Annotated in this window: 15 protein-coding genes; 1 reads left to right on the plus strand and 14 read right to left on the minus strand. The window is 41.9% G+C overall.

Going from position 1 to position 15,809, the window contains the following annotated elements:
• Positions 1 to 327: 327 nt before the first annotated feature.
• From WB217_RS04810 to WB217_RS04865, 12 genes are all read right to left on the minus strand, one after another.
• Complete coding sequence (locus WB217_RS04810) at positions 328 to 1,617, minus strand: adenylosuccinate synthase (RefSeq protein ID WP_423991157.1); 1,290 nt, start codon at positions 1,615 to 1,617, stop codon at positions 328 to 330.
• A gap of 484 nt (positions 1,618 to 2,101) precedes the next feature.
• Entirely contained in the window at positions 2,102 to 3,466 is a 1,365-nt protein-coding gene (gene dnaB, locus WB217_RS04815; RefSeq protein ID WP_423991159.1) for a replicative DNA helicase, read from the minus strand.
• A gap of 125 nt (positions 3,467 to 3,591) precedes the next feature.
• Entirely contained in the window at positions 3,592 to 4,041 is a 450-nt protein-coding gene (rplI, locus tag WB217_RS04820; RefSeq protein ID WP_423991161.1) for a 50S ribosomal protein L9, read from the minus strand.
• Complete coding sequence (locus WB217_RS04825; RefSeq protein WP_423991163.1) at positions 4,038 to 6,011, minus strand: DHH family phosphoesterase; 1,974 nt, start codon at positions 6,009 to 6,011, stop codon at positions 4,038 to 4,040. Before WB217_RS04825 ends, rplI begins: the two co-directional genes overlap by 4 nt.
• A gap of 30 nt (positions 6,012 to 6,041) precedes the next feature.
• Positions 6,042 to 6,986, minus strand: a complete 945-nt coding sequence (locus tag WB217_RS04830) for a YybS family protein (RefSeq protein ID WP_423991165.1) — start codon at positions 6,984 to 6,986, stop codon at positions 6,042 to 6,044.
• 195 nt (positions 6,987 to 7,181) lie between these two features.
• Positions 7,182 to 7,418 (minus strand): 30S ribosomal protein S18, encoded by a 237-nt coding sequence (gene rpsR, locus WB217_RS04835; RefSeq protein ID WP_125482101.1) that lies wholly within the window; start codon positions 7,416 to 7,418, stop codon positions 7,182 to 7,184.
• Between the two features lie 50 nt (positions 7,419 to 7,468).
• Positions 7,469 to 7,963, minus strand: a complete 495-nt coding sequence (gene ssb / locus WB217_RS04840; RefSeq protein ID WP_423991167.1) for a single-stranded DNA-binding protein — start codon at positions 7,961 to 7,963, stop codon at positions 7,469 to 7,471.
• A gap of 76 nt (positions 7,964 to 8,039) precedes the next feature.
• Positions 8,040 to 8,327 carry a 30S ribosomal protein S6 gene (gene rpsF / locus WB217_RS04845; RefSeq protein ID WP_423991169.1) on the minus strand — a complete coding sequence of 96 codons (288 nt, stop codon included), beginning with the start codon at positions 8,325 to 8,327 and terminating at the stop codon, positions 8,040 to 8,042.
• 265 nt (positions 8,328 to 8,592) lie between these two features.
• The gene (gene ychF / locus WB217_RS04850; RefSeq protein WP_423991171.1) at positions 8,593 to 9,693 is read right to left on the minus strand and encodes a redox-regulated ATPase YchF; all 1,101 of its coding nucleotides are present in this window, start codon (positions 9,691 to 9,693) and stop codon (positions 8,593 to 8,595) included.
• A 374-nt stretch (positions 9,694 to 10,067) separates the two neighbouring features.
• Complete coding sequence (locus tag WB217_RS04855) at positions 10,068 to 12,056, minus strand: molybdopterin-dependent oxidoreductase (protein ID WP_423991173.1); 1,989 nt, start codon at positions 12,054 to 12,056, stop codon at positions 10,068 to 10,070.
• 93 nt (positions 12,057 to 12,149) lie between these two features.
• The gene (locus WB217_RS04860) at positions 12,150 to 12,344 is read right to left on the minus strand and encodes a DUF951 domain-containing protein (protein WP_229366285.1); all 195 of its coding nucleotides are present in this window, start codon (positions 12,342 to 12,344) and stop codon (positions 12,150 to 12,152) included.
• Positions 12,345 to 12,359: 15 nt separating this feature from the next.
• Complete coding sequence (locus WB217_RS04865) at positions 12,360 to 13,250, minus strand: mechanosensitive ion channel family protein (RefSeq protein WP_423991175.1); 891 nt, start codon at positions 13,248 to 13,250, stop codon at positions 12,360 to 12,362.
• Positions 13,251 to 13,760: 510 nt separating this feature from the next.
• Here WB217_RS04865 and yyaC point away from each other — a divergent pair.
• Positions 13,761 to 14,393: a spore protease YyaC gene (yyaC, locus tag WB217_RS04870; protein ID WP_423991177.1), complete on the plus strand. Its 633-nt coding sequence runs from the start codon at positions 13,761 to 13,763 to the stop codon at positions 14,391 to 14,393.
• Positions 14,394 to 14,486: 93 nt separating this feature from the next.
• Here the strand turns inward: yyaC and WB217_RS04875 are convergent, their stop codons facing one another.
• The gene (locus WB217_RS04875; protein ID WP_423991179.1) at positions 14,487 to 15,197 is read right to left on the minus strand and encodes a DUF554 domain-containing protein; all 711 of its coding nucleotides are present in this window, start codon (positions 15,195 to 15,197) and stop codon (positions 14,487 to 14,489) included.
• 147 nt (positions 15,198 to 15,344) lie between these two features.
• Positions 15,345 to 15,809, minus strand: a 465-nt coding sequence (locus tag WB217_RS04880) for a ParB/RepB/Spo0J family partition protein (protein ID WP_423991181.1), incomplete at its 5' end; no start/stop codon positions are given.

Here is a 15,809-nt window from a genome sequence, read left to right on the forward strand (position 1 = left end):
CCTGTAGAGTAAAATTTTATAACTTTTGATTCAGATAGAGGAGAAATTATACTTAAAAAATACGTTTAGGTGGGCTGAATAAATCTCTTTCTAATGTTCAAGTCTTTTTAGACAATTCTATTCCGCGAAAATGAAGGTTTATTCCGCGAAAAATCTCAAAATACCGCAAGTTTTTGTCGAAATCCCGCGAACTGGAAATTATTATTTTTTCCACTATGATCTCTATCTAAACTTAAACTTTTTTTAAAATTGCCAAGTTCCGATGCGCCCCCTTCCTATATAAAATTAAGAAACCCCCGCTCTATTTAGGACGGGGGTATAAATATATTAAGATCTCCAAGGACTGCGCACGACATTTGTCTGTGTGCGATCTGGTCCTACTGAGAAGATAGACAATGGAATGCCTGTTAGCTGTGAAATGCGCTCCAGGTAGTGTCTAGCGTTCTCTGGCAGCTCGTCTAGGGTTTTGCAGCCAGTGATGTCTTCTGTCCAGCCTGGAAGCTCCTCATACACTGGCTCACAGTCTGCCAGCATTTTCAGGCTTGCTGGGAACTCTTCAATCAATTCACCTTTGTAACGGTACGCTACGCAAATTTTGAGTGACTCAATTCCTGTTAACACGTCAATTGAATTCAAAGATAGGTCAGTAATTCCGCTTACGCGGCGGGCATGGCGGACAACGACACTGTCAAACCACCCGACACGGCGCGGGCGGCCCGTTGTTGTACCATATTCGCGTCCTACTTCTCGGATTTGGTGGCCGATTTCATTATCAAGCTCTGTTGGGAATGGGCCATCGCCAACGCGAGTGGTATAAGCCTTTGACACACCAACAATATGAGTAATCTTAGTCGGACCTACGCCTGAACCGATTGTAACGCCGCCAGCAACTGGGTTGGAAGAAGTAACGAATGGGTATGTTCCCTGGTCGATATCAAGCATCACACCCTGAGCACCTTCAAACAGCACACGGCGGCCATCATCAAGTGCATCATTCAATACTACGGATGTATCCTGGACGTAATGTTTAATCTGCTGTCCATAATCATAATATTCATCAAGAATGTCTTCGATTTTGAAGCCTTCTGTTTCATATATTCGTTCAAAAAGGCGATTCTTTTCCTCAAGGTTGCGTGTAAGCTTTTCTTCGAAAGATTCGCGGTCAAGCAGATCTGCAATTCTGATACCGATGCGTGCAGCCTTGTCCATGTAAGCAGGTCCAATGCCCTTTTTAGTTGTACCAATCTTATTTGCACCCTTGCTAGCCTCTTCGACCTCATCAAGCTTCAGGTGGTAAGGAAGGATTACATGTGCACGGTTGCTGATACGCAGGTTGTCAGTGGTCACACCCTTGTCATGAAGATAAGCAAGTTCTTTAACAAGTGCTTTTGGGTCAACGACCATACCGTTGCCAATCACGCTGATTTTATCTTTATAGAAAATTCCAGATGGAATTAAATGCAGTTTATATGTTTCGCCATTAAATTTTATTGTATGTCCAGCGTTGTTTCCACCCTGGTAACGGGCAATTACTTCAGCATTTTCAGAAAGGAAATCAGTAATCTTCCCTTTTCCTTCGTCTCCCCATTGTGTTCCTACTACTACTACTGATGACATATAAAAAGCACCTCCAAAGGTATACGGTGAATTCAATCCCGTTTCAAACATATAAAGTTTACCAGCTTTTTAAGTAAAAAGTCAATTAAACACGAACATTTTATTTATGTTACAATTATTCGTTCGTGAATATCTCCAAAACCATTTATGAACACAAATCATTTTTATGTAAAAAAAGGTCTGTTAAAGCTGAATGTTGATTTTTAAAACCCTGTTGATTGTAGTGGAAGGCGCGTTGACTCCTGCGGGCTAAGCTGGACAGGTGAGACCAAGGTGAAATGATCCCATAGATCATTTGCACCCCGCAGGAGTGAAGCGACGAGGATGCTTAGCGCCAGCCCCTAGAAGAATTTGCTTATGAAAAAGCCGGCAGTTGGGCTTTATCATAATTCTTCCGCGGAAAGCGAGCGCCTGGAACGAAAATCAACAGACTTGTATAATAAGCCAAAAAAAAGAGAACTAATCCAATACGGATTAATTCTCATTATGCCCCTGGTGGAGCGTACGATTCATCATACCTCTGCTCGATGTTGACGAATTTATTATATTCTTTTACAAAAGCAAGCTGTACGGTGCCAGTCGGGCCGTTACGCTGCTTGGCGATAATTATTTCAATGATGTTCTTGTTTTCTGATTCTTTGTCATAATAGTCATCACGGTACAGGAAAGCAACAATATCGGCATCCTGCTCAATTGATCCGGATTCACGGATATCAGACATCATCGGACGCTTATCCTGTCGCTGTTCCACCCCACGGGATAGCTGGGACAGTGCGATGACTGGGACCTGCAATTCACGGGCCAATTGCTTAAGTGAACGTGAAATCTCAGATACTTCCTGCTGTCTGTTTTCGCCAGCACGTCCGCTTCCCAGAATCAGCTGCAAATAGTCAATCATAATCATACCGAGCCCATGCTCCTGCTTTAAGCGGCGGCATTTTGATCGAATATCAGTGATTCGGACACCGGGAGTATCATCAATGAAAATTCCTGAGTTTGACAGGCTGCCCATTGCCATCGTCAGTTTTCCCCAGTCTTCGTCTGTCAGGGAACCAGTACGCAGCCTTTGCGCGTCAATATTGCCCTCAGCACAAAGAACACGCATGACTAGCTGTTCTGCACCCATCTCTAAACTGAAGATTGCTACGTTTTCTCCCGTTTTCTTAGCAACGTTTTGGGCAATATTAAGTGCGAAGGCTGTTTTACCCACGGAAGGACGGGCACCAACGATGATCAGATCATTTCGCTGGAAACCTGCTGTCATTCTATCGAGCTCGGTAAATCCAGTCTCGAGTCCTGTAATATCGCCTTTACGATTATGCATTTCTTCAATATTGTCATAAGTCCTTACAAGGACATCTTTAATATTGTGGAAGGCTCCTGCGCCTTTACGCTGGGCAACTTCCATGATGCTCTTTTCCGCTTCAGCAAGCAAAGCTTCAACTTCATCTTCGCGCATATAGCCATCTTCGGCGATGCCAGAAGCTGTACGGATCAGCCTTCTCAATAACGATTTTTCTTCTACAATTCTAGCATAATACTCTATATTTGCTGCTGTCGGGACCGATGCAGCCAATTCACTTAAATAACTTACGCCGCCCACATCTTCAATCAACTTGGAGGATGCCAGATTTTCTGTCACTGTCACTAAGTCGATCGCTTTTCCCTTATCACTTAAGTCCAACATGACATTGAAGATTTTCTGGTGGGCTACTCGATAAAAATCTTCAGGGATTAAGATTTCTGAAGCAAGAGTCAAAGCTGATGGTTCTAAAAAAATCGCACCAAGCACTGCTTGTTCCGCTTCCATATTTTGTGGCGGAAGTCGATCCGCATATAACTCACTCATCTGCTTGCCCCCTTACAAAAGGAATTCTCTCTTTTTTAACAGAAAAAAGTGACCAGCCATTACCGATCACCATTTTTCTGTAACTATATTATTTTAACATGTTTATGACTATATGGAACTGTAAATTATTTTCCTTCTTTTACATGGACATTCAATGTAGCCAGAACTTCCTTATGAAGCTTGACTGGAACCTTTGTGTATCCAAGTGTTCGGATGGCATCCTGAAGCTCGATTTTACGCTTATCAAGTTTGATGCCATGTGCTTTTTGCAGCTCATCAGCAATTTGCTTGCTCGTGATGGATCCAAATAAACGGCCATCTTCTCCGGATTTTGCAGTCAGTTCAACTGTTACTTTTTCAAGAGTCTCTTTAAGAACTTTAGCTTGTTCCAATTCCTCTTGTACCATTTTCTCTTCTTTTTTCTGCTGGGCATTCAAAGAGCTCATCGCACCCTGATTTGCTTCAACGGCCAAGCCTTGCTTGATCAAGAAGTTATGCGCATATCCATCAGCTACGTTTTTGATTTCGCCTTTTTTGCCTTTCCCTTTAACATCCTTCAAAAAGATTACTTTCATTCTTTTTGTCCCCCTTCTAAATATTCAGTGATAGCGTTTTTAACCATATCTTCTGCTTCTTCTATGGACACGTCATATAATTGGGTGGCTGCATTTGTTAAATGCCCTCCGCCTTCTAGATGTTCCATGATCACCTGGACATTGATTCCGCCAAGTGACCTGGCACTGACACCAATTGTATGGTCTGTCTTTTTAGAGATGACGAAAGACGCTGTTACCCCATCCATAGTCAAGAGAGTATCTGCAGCCTGAGCAATCAGCACCTGGTCACAGTATACATCCTCCTCGGCTTTTGAAATGACAATGCCGTCTCTGTAAAAATAAACATTCTCGATAATTTTTGCTCTTTTGATATACGTATTGATATCTTCTTTTAAAAACTTTTGGACAAGAACGGTGTCCGCCCCGTGGCTTCGCAAGTAAGAAGCTGCATCAAAAGTACGTGCTCCCGTTCTTAATGTGAAGCTTTTTGTATCAACGATGATTCCTGCCAATAATGCAGTTGCCTCCAGCATTTGAATTTTGCCGTTCTTCGGCTGGTATTCAAGCAGCTCAGTCACAAGCTCTGCTGTAGAAGATGCATATGGCTCCATATAGACAAGAAGAGGATTCTTAATGAATTCTTCTCCTCTGCGGTGATGATCGATGACAATGACATTTTCAATCCGATTCATTAGCCTTTCATCGATTACCAATGATGGTTTATGAGTATCTACCACGACAAGCAAAGTATCGTCAGTTGCGATTTCATACGCCTGTTCCGGTGAAATAAAACGTGAATACATCTCTTCATTTTGTTTGATTTCAGCCATCAGACGCTGTACGCCCGTATCTATTTCGTTTTTATTATAAACAATAAATCCTTCTCGCTTATTCATCTGGGCAACTTTCAAAATTCCGATTGCAGATCCAATTGCGTCCATATCAGGATTTTTATGGCCCATGATCAATACTTTGTCGCTTTCAACAACCAATTCCTTCAAAGCATGGGAAATGACCCTCGCCCTCACTCTGGTCCGTTTTTCAACAGGATTCGTCTTACCGCCGTAAAACTTTACTTTACCATTTGGCTGCTTGATTGCGACCTGGTCTCCACCGCGGCCCAATGCCAGGTCGAGGCTGGATTGCGCCTGTGAACCAAGCTCAGGAAGTGAGGAAACACCCGTTCCGACGCCAATACTCAAAGTTAGCGGAACATTTTGCTTAGAAGTCGTTTCTCTTACTTCATCCAAAATCGTAAACTTGCCCTTCTCCAGCAAATGAAGGATGTTCTCACTGAAAACAGCGATAAACCTTTCAGAAGAAACCCTTTTAAGGAATACACCATTATTGGTTGCCCATTTATTCAAAATGGAAGTCACCAGACTATTCAAGCTGCTTTTGGTCTGGTCATCCATTCCCTGTGTCAATTCCTCGTAGTTATCGAGATAGATGATGGAAATGACTGTTCTCTCATCATGATACATTTTCTCTATTTCAGCCTGCTCGGTTACATCAAAAAAATAGAGCAGCCGTTCTTCCGGCTTATGGATGATTCTGAACTTACGGTCGTGCAGGGATATAATCTCCGTTTCAACCTCTTGCTTAATCAATGGGATGACAGCATCTGCCACATCGTACAAAGACCTCCCGACAAGAGTATCTTCATGAAAGCACGAAGCGATAAAAGGGTTGGTCCATTCAATATAATAATCGTCATTGATCAGCATGATCCCAATCGGCATCTCCATCAGCGCTTCTTCGCCGACCTTTTTGACCCTGTACGACAAAGTGGAAATGTATTCTTCGGTTTCTCGTCTCATTTTATGGTTCACTTGAAAAATAAGATATATCAACAGGCCGGTGAGAATGAATCCTGCTGCCCCTATAATCCAATTATAGTAGGACAGCACTCCAATAAGCACCAGTATTACGGCCATCAATCCATATAATGGATAACGTATTTGCCGCCTCTCTATATAAGAAGGCATGTGCTCAGCTCCTAAAGCAGTAGTTTCTGATTACTTCTTCTTCTCTCCAAGACGTTTTCTTAAATCAAATCCTAAATCAATTATACCTAATATCCTGACAATATAAAGAATAAAAGGCAGAAGGAATAAAAGGACGAGGACGACGATTGGCAAAGCCTTAGGATACCCTTTAGCATGAGTGATATAAAAGATAAAAGATAGACCCTGAAGAACCATCAGCATCTGGAGAATGAACGTAAGATTAGCAATAACCCAGAACCAATAAGTCCCTTCCTCCGGCCTCATCAGCATCGCTGCAAGCATTGTGAGAAGATAATACCATAAAATACTCTTTGGCAAGGCTAATTCTCTGAACGGACGCCACTTAGGAACATTTATGCCAAATCGCTTCAAAAATGGAAAAGATGCAAGCTGGATGACAAACACAAGCAGGAAAGATGCCATCACAAACATGCTAGGTACCAACGTTTCCATTAAGTCAATCATGGATTCAAATTGCTTGATCATTTTTTCATCCGGCGATTGACCAAACTGCTCAAGCATTTTTATCGACTGATCAATTGACAAACGGAATGTATCCATTAGTTCGTCAATAAAGTTAATTTTAAAAAGCACTACTGATACTGCATATTGCACTACGATATTAACAAGAAACACTATAGAACCAGCCATAAAAACGGCCAGCCTGCTTTTCCCGTTCCTGACCATATACCCCATTACCGCACCAGTAGTGCCGTAAGCAAGAGCGAGCGGTATCGCTAAAAATGAACCGAGAATCATGGACAGCAGGACTCCAGCCAGAGTAAACACCGCGGTGCTTTTCAAATCATGCTTTGCTCCAAAGAACAAAAATGGCAATGCCAAGAAGAAATTAATGACAAGACTAAGTACAGGAATATATAAAGTAATCAGCAGCATAACAGCAAAGATTGCCAGCAATATGGCTCCTTCTGTCAGCCTGTATGTATTTTTCATAATTCACCCCTTAGCGGAAATACGCAAGTGCCTTAAAGCTGAAAATCTGTAAGGACTTTTGCAAGATAAAAAACTAACCCATAAGCACTATTTTAGCTACAAAGCACGGGACAATCAACCGAAGTGCAGGCAGAGGTACAAAAACCTAATATAAAAGGCAGCGGGAATACCCCGCTGCCTTTTATGATCCGATCATTATTCGCCTGAAACGTATGGCAGTAATGCCATTTGACGAGCACGTTTGATCGCAACTGTCAATTTACGCTGATATTTAGCGCTAGTTCCAGTTACACGACGTGGTAAAATCTTACCGCGCTCAGAGATGAATTTTTTCAAAAGATCAGTTTCTTTATAATCGATCTTTGTGATTCCGTTTGCTGTGAAGTAGCAAACTTTACGGCGTTTTGCACGTCCGCCTCTGCGTCCACCCATTGCCATGGTCATTTCCCTCCTTGTTTTTTTAATAAAAGTCCGAGTTTATATTAGAATGGAAGATCATCATCTGAAATGTCGATTTGGCCGCCACCAGCAAATGGATCTTCATCTACTTTTGTATAACCTTGGTTTTGGCGTTGATTCTGATTCCCAAATGGGGAACCCTGATCATTTTGACGGGAATAGTTATTATCCCCTCTGTCTGCTGAAGTTTGACCTTGACCTTTTGGCTCAAGGAACTGAACGCTCTCCGCTAGAATTTCTGTAACGTAAACACGTTTACCATCTTGTCCATCATAGCTGCGAGTTTGTACACGTCCGTCTACGCCAGCAAGGCTGCCCTTCTTAAGGAAGTTAGCAACATTTTCAGCAGGACGGCGCCATACCACACAGTTAATAAAGTCGGCTTCTCTTTCACCCTGCTGGTTGGTAAATGCACGATTTACCGCAAGTGTAAAAGTAGCAACTGCAACTCCATTCGGTGTGAAGCGTAATTCAGGATCCTTAGTCAAACGGCCGACAAGAATGACACGATTCATCATCAGAATCAACTCCTTCCCCTCAGCCTTACTGTTTCACGTGAAACATTTACAGCTGAAAGTATATGTCAAATTTATATTATTCTTCTTCTTTAATTACGATGTGGCGAATGATATCTTCGCTGATCTTTGCAAGACGAGAGAACTCCTCAACTGCAGCTGGCTCAGCATTTACTTTTACAAGCTGGTAGTAGCCATCACGAAAATCATTGATTTCATAAGCAAGACGGCGTTTGCCCCAATCTTTAGCTTCTGAAACTTCCGCACCGTTATCTGTTAAAATTCCACTGAAACGCTCAGTTAGAGCCTTTTTAGCTTCCTCTTCAATATTTGGGCGGATGATGTACATAACTTCGTACTTTCTCATCACTGTCACCTCCTTTTGGTCTGACGGCCCCATTACAGGGCAAGGAATAATTGTTTAATTACTCACAAGTTGAAATTATATCATAGTTTTTTTTCAAAAGCAATGCTATGAAAAAGGATGTAACATTTCATTTATAGCATTGGTTAATCTATAACTAAATACTAACATACGTTCGTATTTATGTCCAAGTATATTAACTATATGGATACCTTTTTTGGATAAAAGCGATGAAAGCCCCGCGGTTTACGCCGCAGGGCTTTAACAATTAAACGTTAAAACGGAAGTGGATGATATCTCCGTCCTTCACTTCATATTCTTTTCCTTCAAGTCGAACCTTTCCGGCCTCTTTGGCAGCTGTCATTGAGCCTGCTGCAAGCAAGTCATCATAATGGACTGTTTCTGCACGGATAAAGCCGCGCTCAAAGTCTGAATGGATTACGCCAGCACATTGAGGAGCCTTCATGCCGCGGCGGAACGTCCAAGCGCGGACTTCCTGCACACCAGCAGTAAAGTAAGTAGCCAGTCCAAGCAGGCTATACGCTGCACGGATCAACTGGTCCAAACCTGACTCTTCGATACCAAGCTCTTCAAGGAACATCGCTTTTTCTTCACCTTCAAGCTCAGCAATCTCTTCTTCAATCTTCGCGCAAATAACGATTACTTCAGCATTTTCCTTTGCTGCAAATTCGCGGACCTTCTGGACGAATTCATTGTTATTCGGATCTGCAACCTCATCTTCACTTACGTTTGCAACATATAGCATTGGCTTGATTGTTAGCAAATGAAGGTGTTTAACAATCTTCATTTCTTCATCTGTGAATTCCACGGCACGAGCAGGCTGTTCCGCTTCAAATGCCTCGCGAAGGCGAGCTAAAATAGGGAATTCGATAGCTGCTTCCTTATCTTTTTGCTTAGCAAGCTTTTCAACACGGCCAATTCTTTTTTCAACTGATTCAAGGTCAGCAAGGATTAATTCCAGGTTAATAACCTCAATATCAGATATAGGATCTACTTTACCTGCAACGTGTGTAATATTGTCATCTGCAAAGCAGCGCACTACCTGACAGATTGCATCTACCTGGCGGATATGTGAAAGGAACTTGTTGCCGAGTCCTTCACCTTTGCTCGCGCCTTTAACAATCCCGGCGATATCAGTAAATTCAAAAGCTGTTGGTACAGTCTTTTTCGGCTGTACCAGCTCAGTCAATTTATTTAAACGATGATCAGGAACTTCAACAATCCCTACGTTCGGGTCGATCGTACAGAACGGATAGTTTGCTGATTCAGCACCAGCCTGTGTAATTGCATTAAACAAGGTTGATTTCCCTACGTTAGGAAGTCCAACAATACCTGCTGTTAAGGCCATCCATGTCACTCCTCTATATTAAAAAATATCTATTCAAGCTAGAATCACCTAAACGATTTTGCCTCTCACAATTATAGAGATTACGAAGGGAAAAGACAAGCTTGTAAAAGGAAACCCTTGATCATAGAAACAGAATTCGATTCTTGGTTAGAGCATTTGTTTATCTGAACCAATTTTCTTGCTTTCTCTACTAATGTGGTCTCCTATAAGGTTCATCGGTCACCTTTTTTCTTCTTACGGCTAATTTCCGGCACCAATAAGATACACCCGTCTGGTATCCTTTTTCGTTCATTATAAAACCAATAAAGGCTGCCTATCAGCCCTTGCGCCAAGCACAAAAAAGCCGCACTCTTCGTAAAGTGCGGCATCCCTTATTACTCATCTACTTTTTCAATGTTAACAAGACAATCATACAAAGTGCTTCCTAAGCCATTATCCGATTCCCTGCTTGAGGTAAGCTGGTTCACCGATCCGCCAAACCTTGCGCTCAAGCCTTCATCAATATTCACAGTCCCGGGATGGGCGTTTTTCATTATGGAGACATATCCGTTAATTTCTCCACGGTCATTCCACACACGAACATGATCCTGGTTTTTGAGCCCCTTTTCAACCGAGACGCTTTCGGCGATTTCTACTTTTACATATGGAGCAGGCTCAAACAGATGAAAATGCTGTGAATGGTTGGAACGCAAGGGATGAATGGTCAAAAAAGTATATGGATATTTTTTTGCCAGATCTGGATTCGTCCATTTCGTTTCTGTCGGAAGTGACAGCGATAGATTCCCTTTCGAAGAAGTAAATTCGTATTTCCCGCTCGGCGTTTTAAAATGACGATCACTCCACGGAATTTTATTGACAGGGAGCTCCACGAATTTTTCCGTTCGGATTTTATCAAGGGTAATTCCGTTTTCGACAAGCGAAGCCAACCCCATACCGAGGAAACCATCTCTTGTAAAATCAAACTCCTCATCAAAGCCTAAACGCTTTGCTAATTCTGCCCAAATCCACGCATCAGGCCTTGCTTCCCCAGGAGGCTCAACCAGCTTAGGCCCATGATTCACGTAATGATGGTACATGGATGAATAATAGACATCCTCCACTTCAAAAACTGTTGCAGCAGGCAGGACATAATCTGCGAGCATGGCGGTATCTGTCATAAACTGGTCGATGACCACTAATGTTTCAATTGAAGAAAAAGCCTCTTTTACCCTATTTGTATCCGGAACCTGGGTTAATGGATTTCCGCATGTGACAATCCCCATTTTGATTTCGGGATCGATAGCCGATAGAATGCCTTCTGCCTGCATCATCATCGTGAACGTACGTGATGCGGTCTTCCGTTCAGGCATCGTCATTTCGTTGAAGGCGAAGCTTTGGCCTACCTGTTTATTTGCATAGTTGGCTCCGCCGCCAGGAATCCCGATATTGCCGCTGACTGCAACCAGTGCATCAATCAGCCTGATTGTATTTCCCCCGTTTTCATATCGCTGCATTCCCAAGCCCATGATGGTGGAAACTGGACGGTCAGCGTACACTTTAGCAAGATGAGTAATAATTTCTGCAGGTACCTCTGTCATTTCACTGATTGATTCCAATGTAACGCTGTTTAGCACCCCCAATAAATCAGTTAATCCGACTGTATGGTTTGCTAAAAATTCCTCATCCTGTAAATTCAATCTCATTATTTCTTTCATAATACCCGCAGCCAGAAGGCCGTCAAAACCAGGCTTGATTGATATATATTCATCTGCAAGCTTTGCAGTCGCGTTATAGATTGGATCGATGACGTATAGTTTTGTGCCATTCTTTTTCACTGACTGAAGGTTTTGATATAAATGCATATTTGTCCGGGCAACATTTCTACCCCAAATGACAACATGCTTGCTATTTTTCAAGTCTTCAGGTGCATGGCTGTAGGCATCGCCAAAATCCCAGTTTTGCGCCTCGATGCCGGCTCCCCAACAAATCGAGCCTGTCAATTCTGTCACACCGCCATAAAGATTAAAGAATCGGCTGTCCAGATTGGAAAGCAGCCCGCTATTGGCATAATCATGGCTATGCAGAACAGAAGTAGAGCCATACGTTTCTTTATAATAAGCAAGTTTTTCAGCTATTTCATCGAGTGCATTTTCCCATGAGATCTGTACAAAGCGGTCTCCAGCCTTTTTCAGAGGATATAGCAATCGTTCCTGTGAATTTGCCCGGTTCTCAAGCATCCTGCCGCGCCCGCAAATCTTTCCCTGTGTGATTGGATGCTCAGGATTGCCTTCAACCTTCATTACTTTTCCATCTTCAACGGTAACAAGGAAGCCGCAGCTGTCCCAGCAATTTAACGGACAAGCCGAATGATGTACTGTTGCCATTTCCTCATCTCCCCATCTCTACCTATTTAGCCAATCTAAATATATTTTTTATTAATTAAGAATAATATAGAAATCAGAAAAAAAGAAGCAGGGTTATTCTTCCTGCTTCGATAAAATCTTCTTCACTTTTCGGGTGAATTCTTTTCTTGGAATTAAGACGCTGTGCTGGCAGCCTTCACATTTAATTCGGATATCCATGCCAAGCCGGATGATTTTCCACTTGTTTGTGCCACAAGGATGTGATTTTTTCATTTCAACAACATCATTAAGCTGAAACTCGTGCTCCAATTTCTGACCCTCCTGTTATTTTCCGAATTCTTTCTGTGCCCCGCCTTCTTGACGGGAATACATCACCATTCTTGGGAATGGAATCTCTATTCCATGCTCATCAAGGACAAGCTTTATATCTTTGCGAAACTGTCTTCCAATGTACCAGTGTTTCATTGGCAGAGTTTCAGCGACAATACGGAGGACAACTTCAGATGCGCCGAATTGCTGGACTCCTAAAAGCTCAGGAGCCTTCACGAGCTCGGGATATTTGGCAGTCGTTGTATCTAGATATTCCTGCAGCACCTTCTCGGTATATTCAATATCTCCTTCATAAGCAATGCCGATATCAAGTACGGCCACACTGTTATATAAAGAAAAATTCGTGACTTCGACGATGCTGCCATTAGGAAGAATATTAATTTCCCCTGTAAAGCTTTTAATCTTCGTCGTCCGCAGCCCAATTTCCTCCACGGTCCCTTCGAATGGTCCAATTCTTACATAATCTCCAACAGAGAATTGATCTTCAAAGATAATGAAAAAGCCAGTAATGATATCCTTGACCAGGCTTTGTGCGCCGAAACCGACAGCAAGCCCGACGATCCCTGCTCCTGCCAGCATTGCCTGGACATTTATTGTCAAAGCAGAAAGAATCATCATAATGGAAATAAAATAAACGGCGTATGAAAGGATATTTTCAAGCAGCTTCATCAAAGTTGCTTCGCGCCGTTCCGAAATCCTTAAAGGAGATTTCGTCCTCACCTTAAAAAAGTTATGGATTGCCAGCTTCCCCACTTTAATCAATAAACCCGAAATAATCAGGATGGCGATGATTTTAAGGACACTCTCACCAATGCTCATCCAAATATTTTCATCCATCAGCTTTTCGCTGACTTTATTAAAAAATGTCTCTGTTTCTTTTATCATAATATTATTTCACCTGCCTGAACTAAATAAATGCTGTTTTCGCTTTGGTTGCAGTTTTCCGTTTGCTCCGATCGTTCCGTATTCGATGGCTCCATAAATAAAGGCATCCATGCAAAAGACCTAGAAGAGGTTTTTTCACATTTTAACAAGTTTTATAATGTAGATAAAGAAATACTAACAGTAAAACCGCAAGATTTCATTCATTTACTTTATTAGGCTTTTTTTTATTCTCTTTATCTTCAATCAGAGTTTAGCTCGCAAACTATAAGCTCCCATAAATCCTTCCATTACAACGATTTTATTATTTTACAATAACAATAACATTTTAATAAAGAGCCAAAATAATGATTTTACATATTATGATTCCCTTAAAAACTATTAGGTATTTATTCCCTAAAAAGGCACACTCTGCTCCAAAAGGCCCTGTTTAAATCTTTCTGTTTACAGGTATGTATAGATTACAAAAAAAGTCCGTATACTGATAGTACGAATTTTTAAGGAGTGGATCCAATGAATCTCAAAAACCATTTTTTCGAGCGAAAGAGCAGTGTAGCGAAAATTAACCATGAAGATGAATTGGCAGCCGGAAAGCTGGCCACGGAAATTCTGGACCTTTTGCCTAATTTCACCGCTCGTCCAATCGTTTTTGTCTGTATCGGAACGGATCGCTCAACTGGTGATTCACTGGGTCCACTAATCGGAACCTTGCTCGAAGAAAAGGACATCATGCCTTTTCATGTATACGGAACTCTTGACGATCCAATCCACGCCGTTAATATGGAAGAAAAATTAGCTGAAATTAAACAAAAACACTTCAATCCATTTATCATTGGCATAGACGCCTGTCTTGGCCGCTTGAAAAGCGTCGGATCCATCCAGGTAGGGAATGGTCCTGTCAAACCTGGAGCAGGAGTTAATAAAGATCTGCCAGAAGTGGGCAATATTCATATAACCGGCATCGTGAATGTAAGTGGCTTCATGGAATTCTTTGTTTTGCAAAATACAAGGTTGAACCTTGTATTAAAAATGGCCAAAACAATCGCAAATGGAATCTTTGAAAGCAGTTTGCAATTTCCCAAGAAACAGGAATGGCCTAAATTAAGCTGGGAGCTTGATACAGAACAACCTACAGTTGCAGAATAATAAAAAGGAAGGATCATTCATGAGTCCTTCCTTTTCTTATCTGTCCAGCTCCAGCGTTTGTCGGGGCTGACCAAGGCGCTTGCGCTTTTCTTATTATATCCCATTAAAACTATGAGTGACCGCTACAAGGATAGCTGTAACCAAAATGCCAGGGAGCAGGTTCGCAACTCGGATTCGGGTTAATCCAATCAGGTTCAAACCAATCGCAAAAATCATTACTCCTCCTGTTGCTGTCAGTTCGAGAATAAAGCTGTCCATCAATGCCTGCGGGATCCATTTATCGATTTGAGTGGCAAATAAAGCGATTGTTCCCTGATAGAGCATGACTGGAATTGCTGAAAAAAGAACACCAATACCGAGTGTTGTAGTCAAGATTAAAGCGGTAAAACCATCAATGATTGCTTTTGTATAAAGAACATCATGGTCGCCGCGGATCCCGCTGTCCAACGCACCAATAATCGCCATCGCTCCGATGACAAATATCAGCGTTGCCGTTACAAATCCCTGCGAAATACTGCCTTCACCTTTGGAACCAATCTTCCTTTCGAGCCAGTCTCCTACAGAATTAAGCTTATCTTCTAATTTTAAGGCTTCCCCGATCACAGCCCCAATCACAAGGCTTAAAATCACAATCAGGAAATTAGCGCTCTTAAAACCCATTTGTAAGCCTAAAACCATGACAGACAAACCAATCCCGTGCATGACTGTACCTTTCATATTTTCAGGAATCCTGGTCAGCAGCTTTCCCAGCATAGTACCTATGATGATCAATAACCCATTTACAATGGTGCCGAGTAAAAACATTTCTTTCACCTATTATCCTTATTTCCTTATTTTTGAACTCATTACATTTCATCTTCAACCAATAAAGACACTTTGGACACAATCATAGATTTATTATATTAAAAAACCAAAAATATGATTAAAAAAAGAAGCCATCATTTTGATAGCTTAGGAGTTTTGCAGGTCTAAAAGTTCCAGAATCCGTTCGAGGTCGTCTTTTGAGAAAAACTCTATTTCAATTTTCCCCTTATTCTTGGACTGTTTGATATTAACTGTCGTGCCGAAACGTTCCCGCAGCGATGTTTCCCGTTCACGGATGAAAACATCTTTTGTTTCTTTTTCTTTCTTTGTTTCACGTGGAACAATTTCATTCATCTGTTGAATCAGCTGCTCCAGCTGGCGGACATTCAGGCCTTCTTTAAGAATTTTATCAACAAGAGCAGGAAGCTGGTCTTTTTTTCGTAAACCTAGCAGAGCCCTGCCGTGTCCCATAGAAATTTTGCCATCAGAAATGTGCTGCTGAATTTTTGGAGGCAATGATAAAAGACGGATATGGTTGGCTAAATGCGGCCTGCTCTTGCCCAGCCTTTTGGCCAATTGTTCCTGTGTAATCTGAAGTTTTTCCATTAAAGT

Source organism: Mesobacillus sp., assembly GCF_049588175.1.
In the GTDB taxonomy this organism is placed as follows: domain Bacteria; phylum Bacillota; class Bacilli; order Bacillales; family Cytobacillaceae; genus Mesobacillus.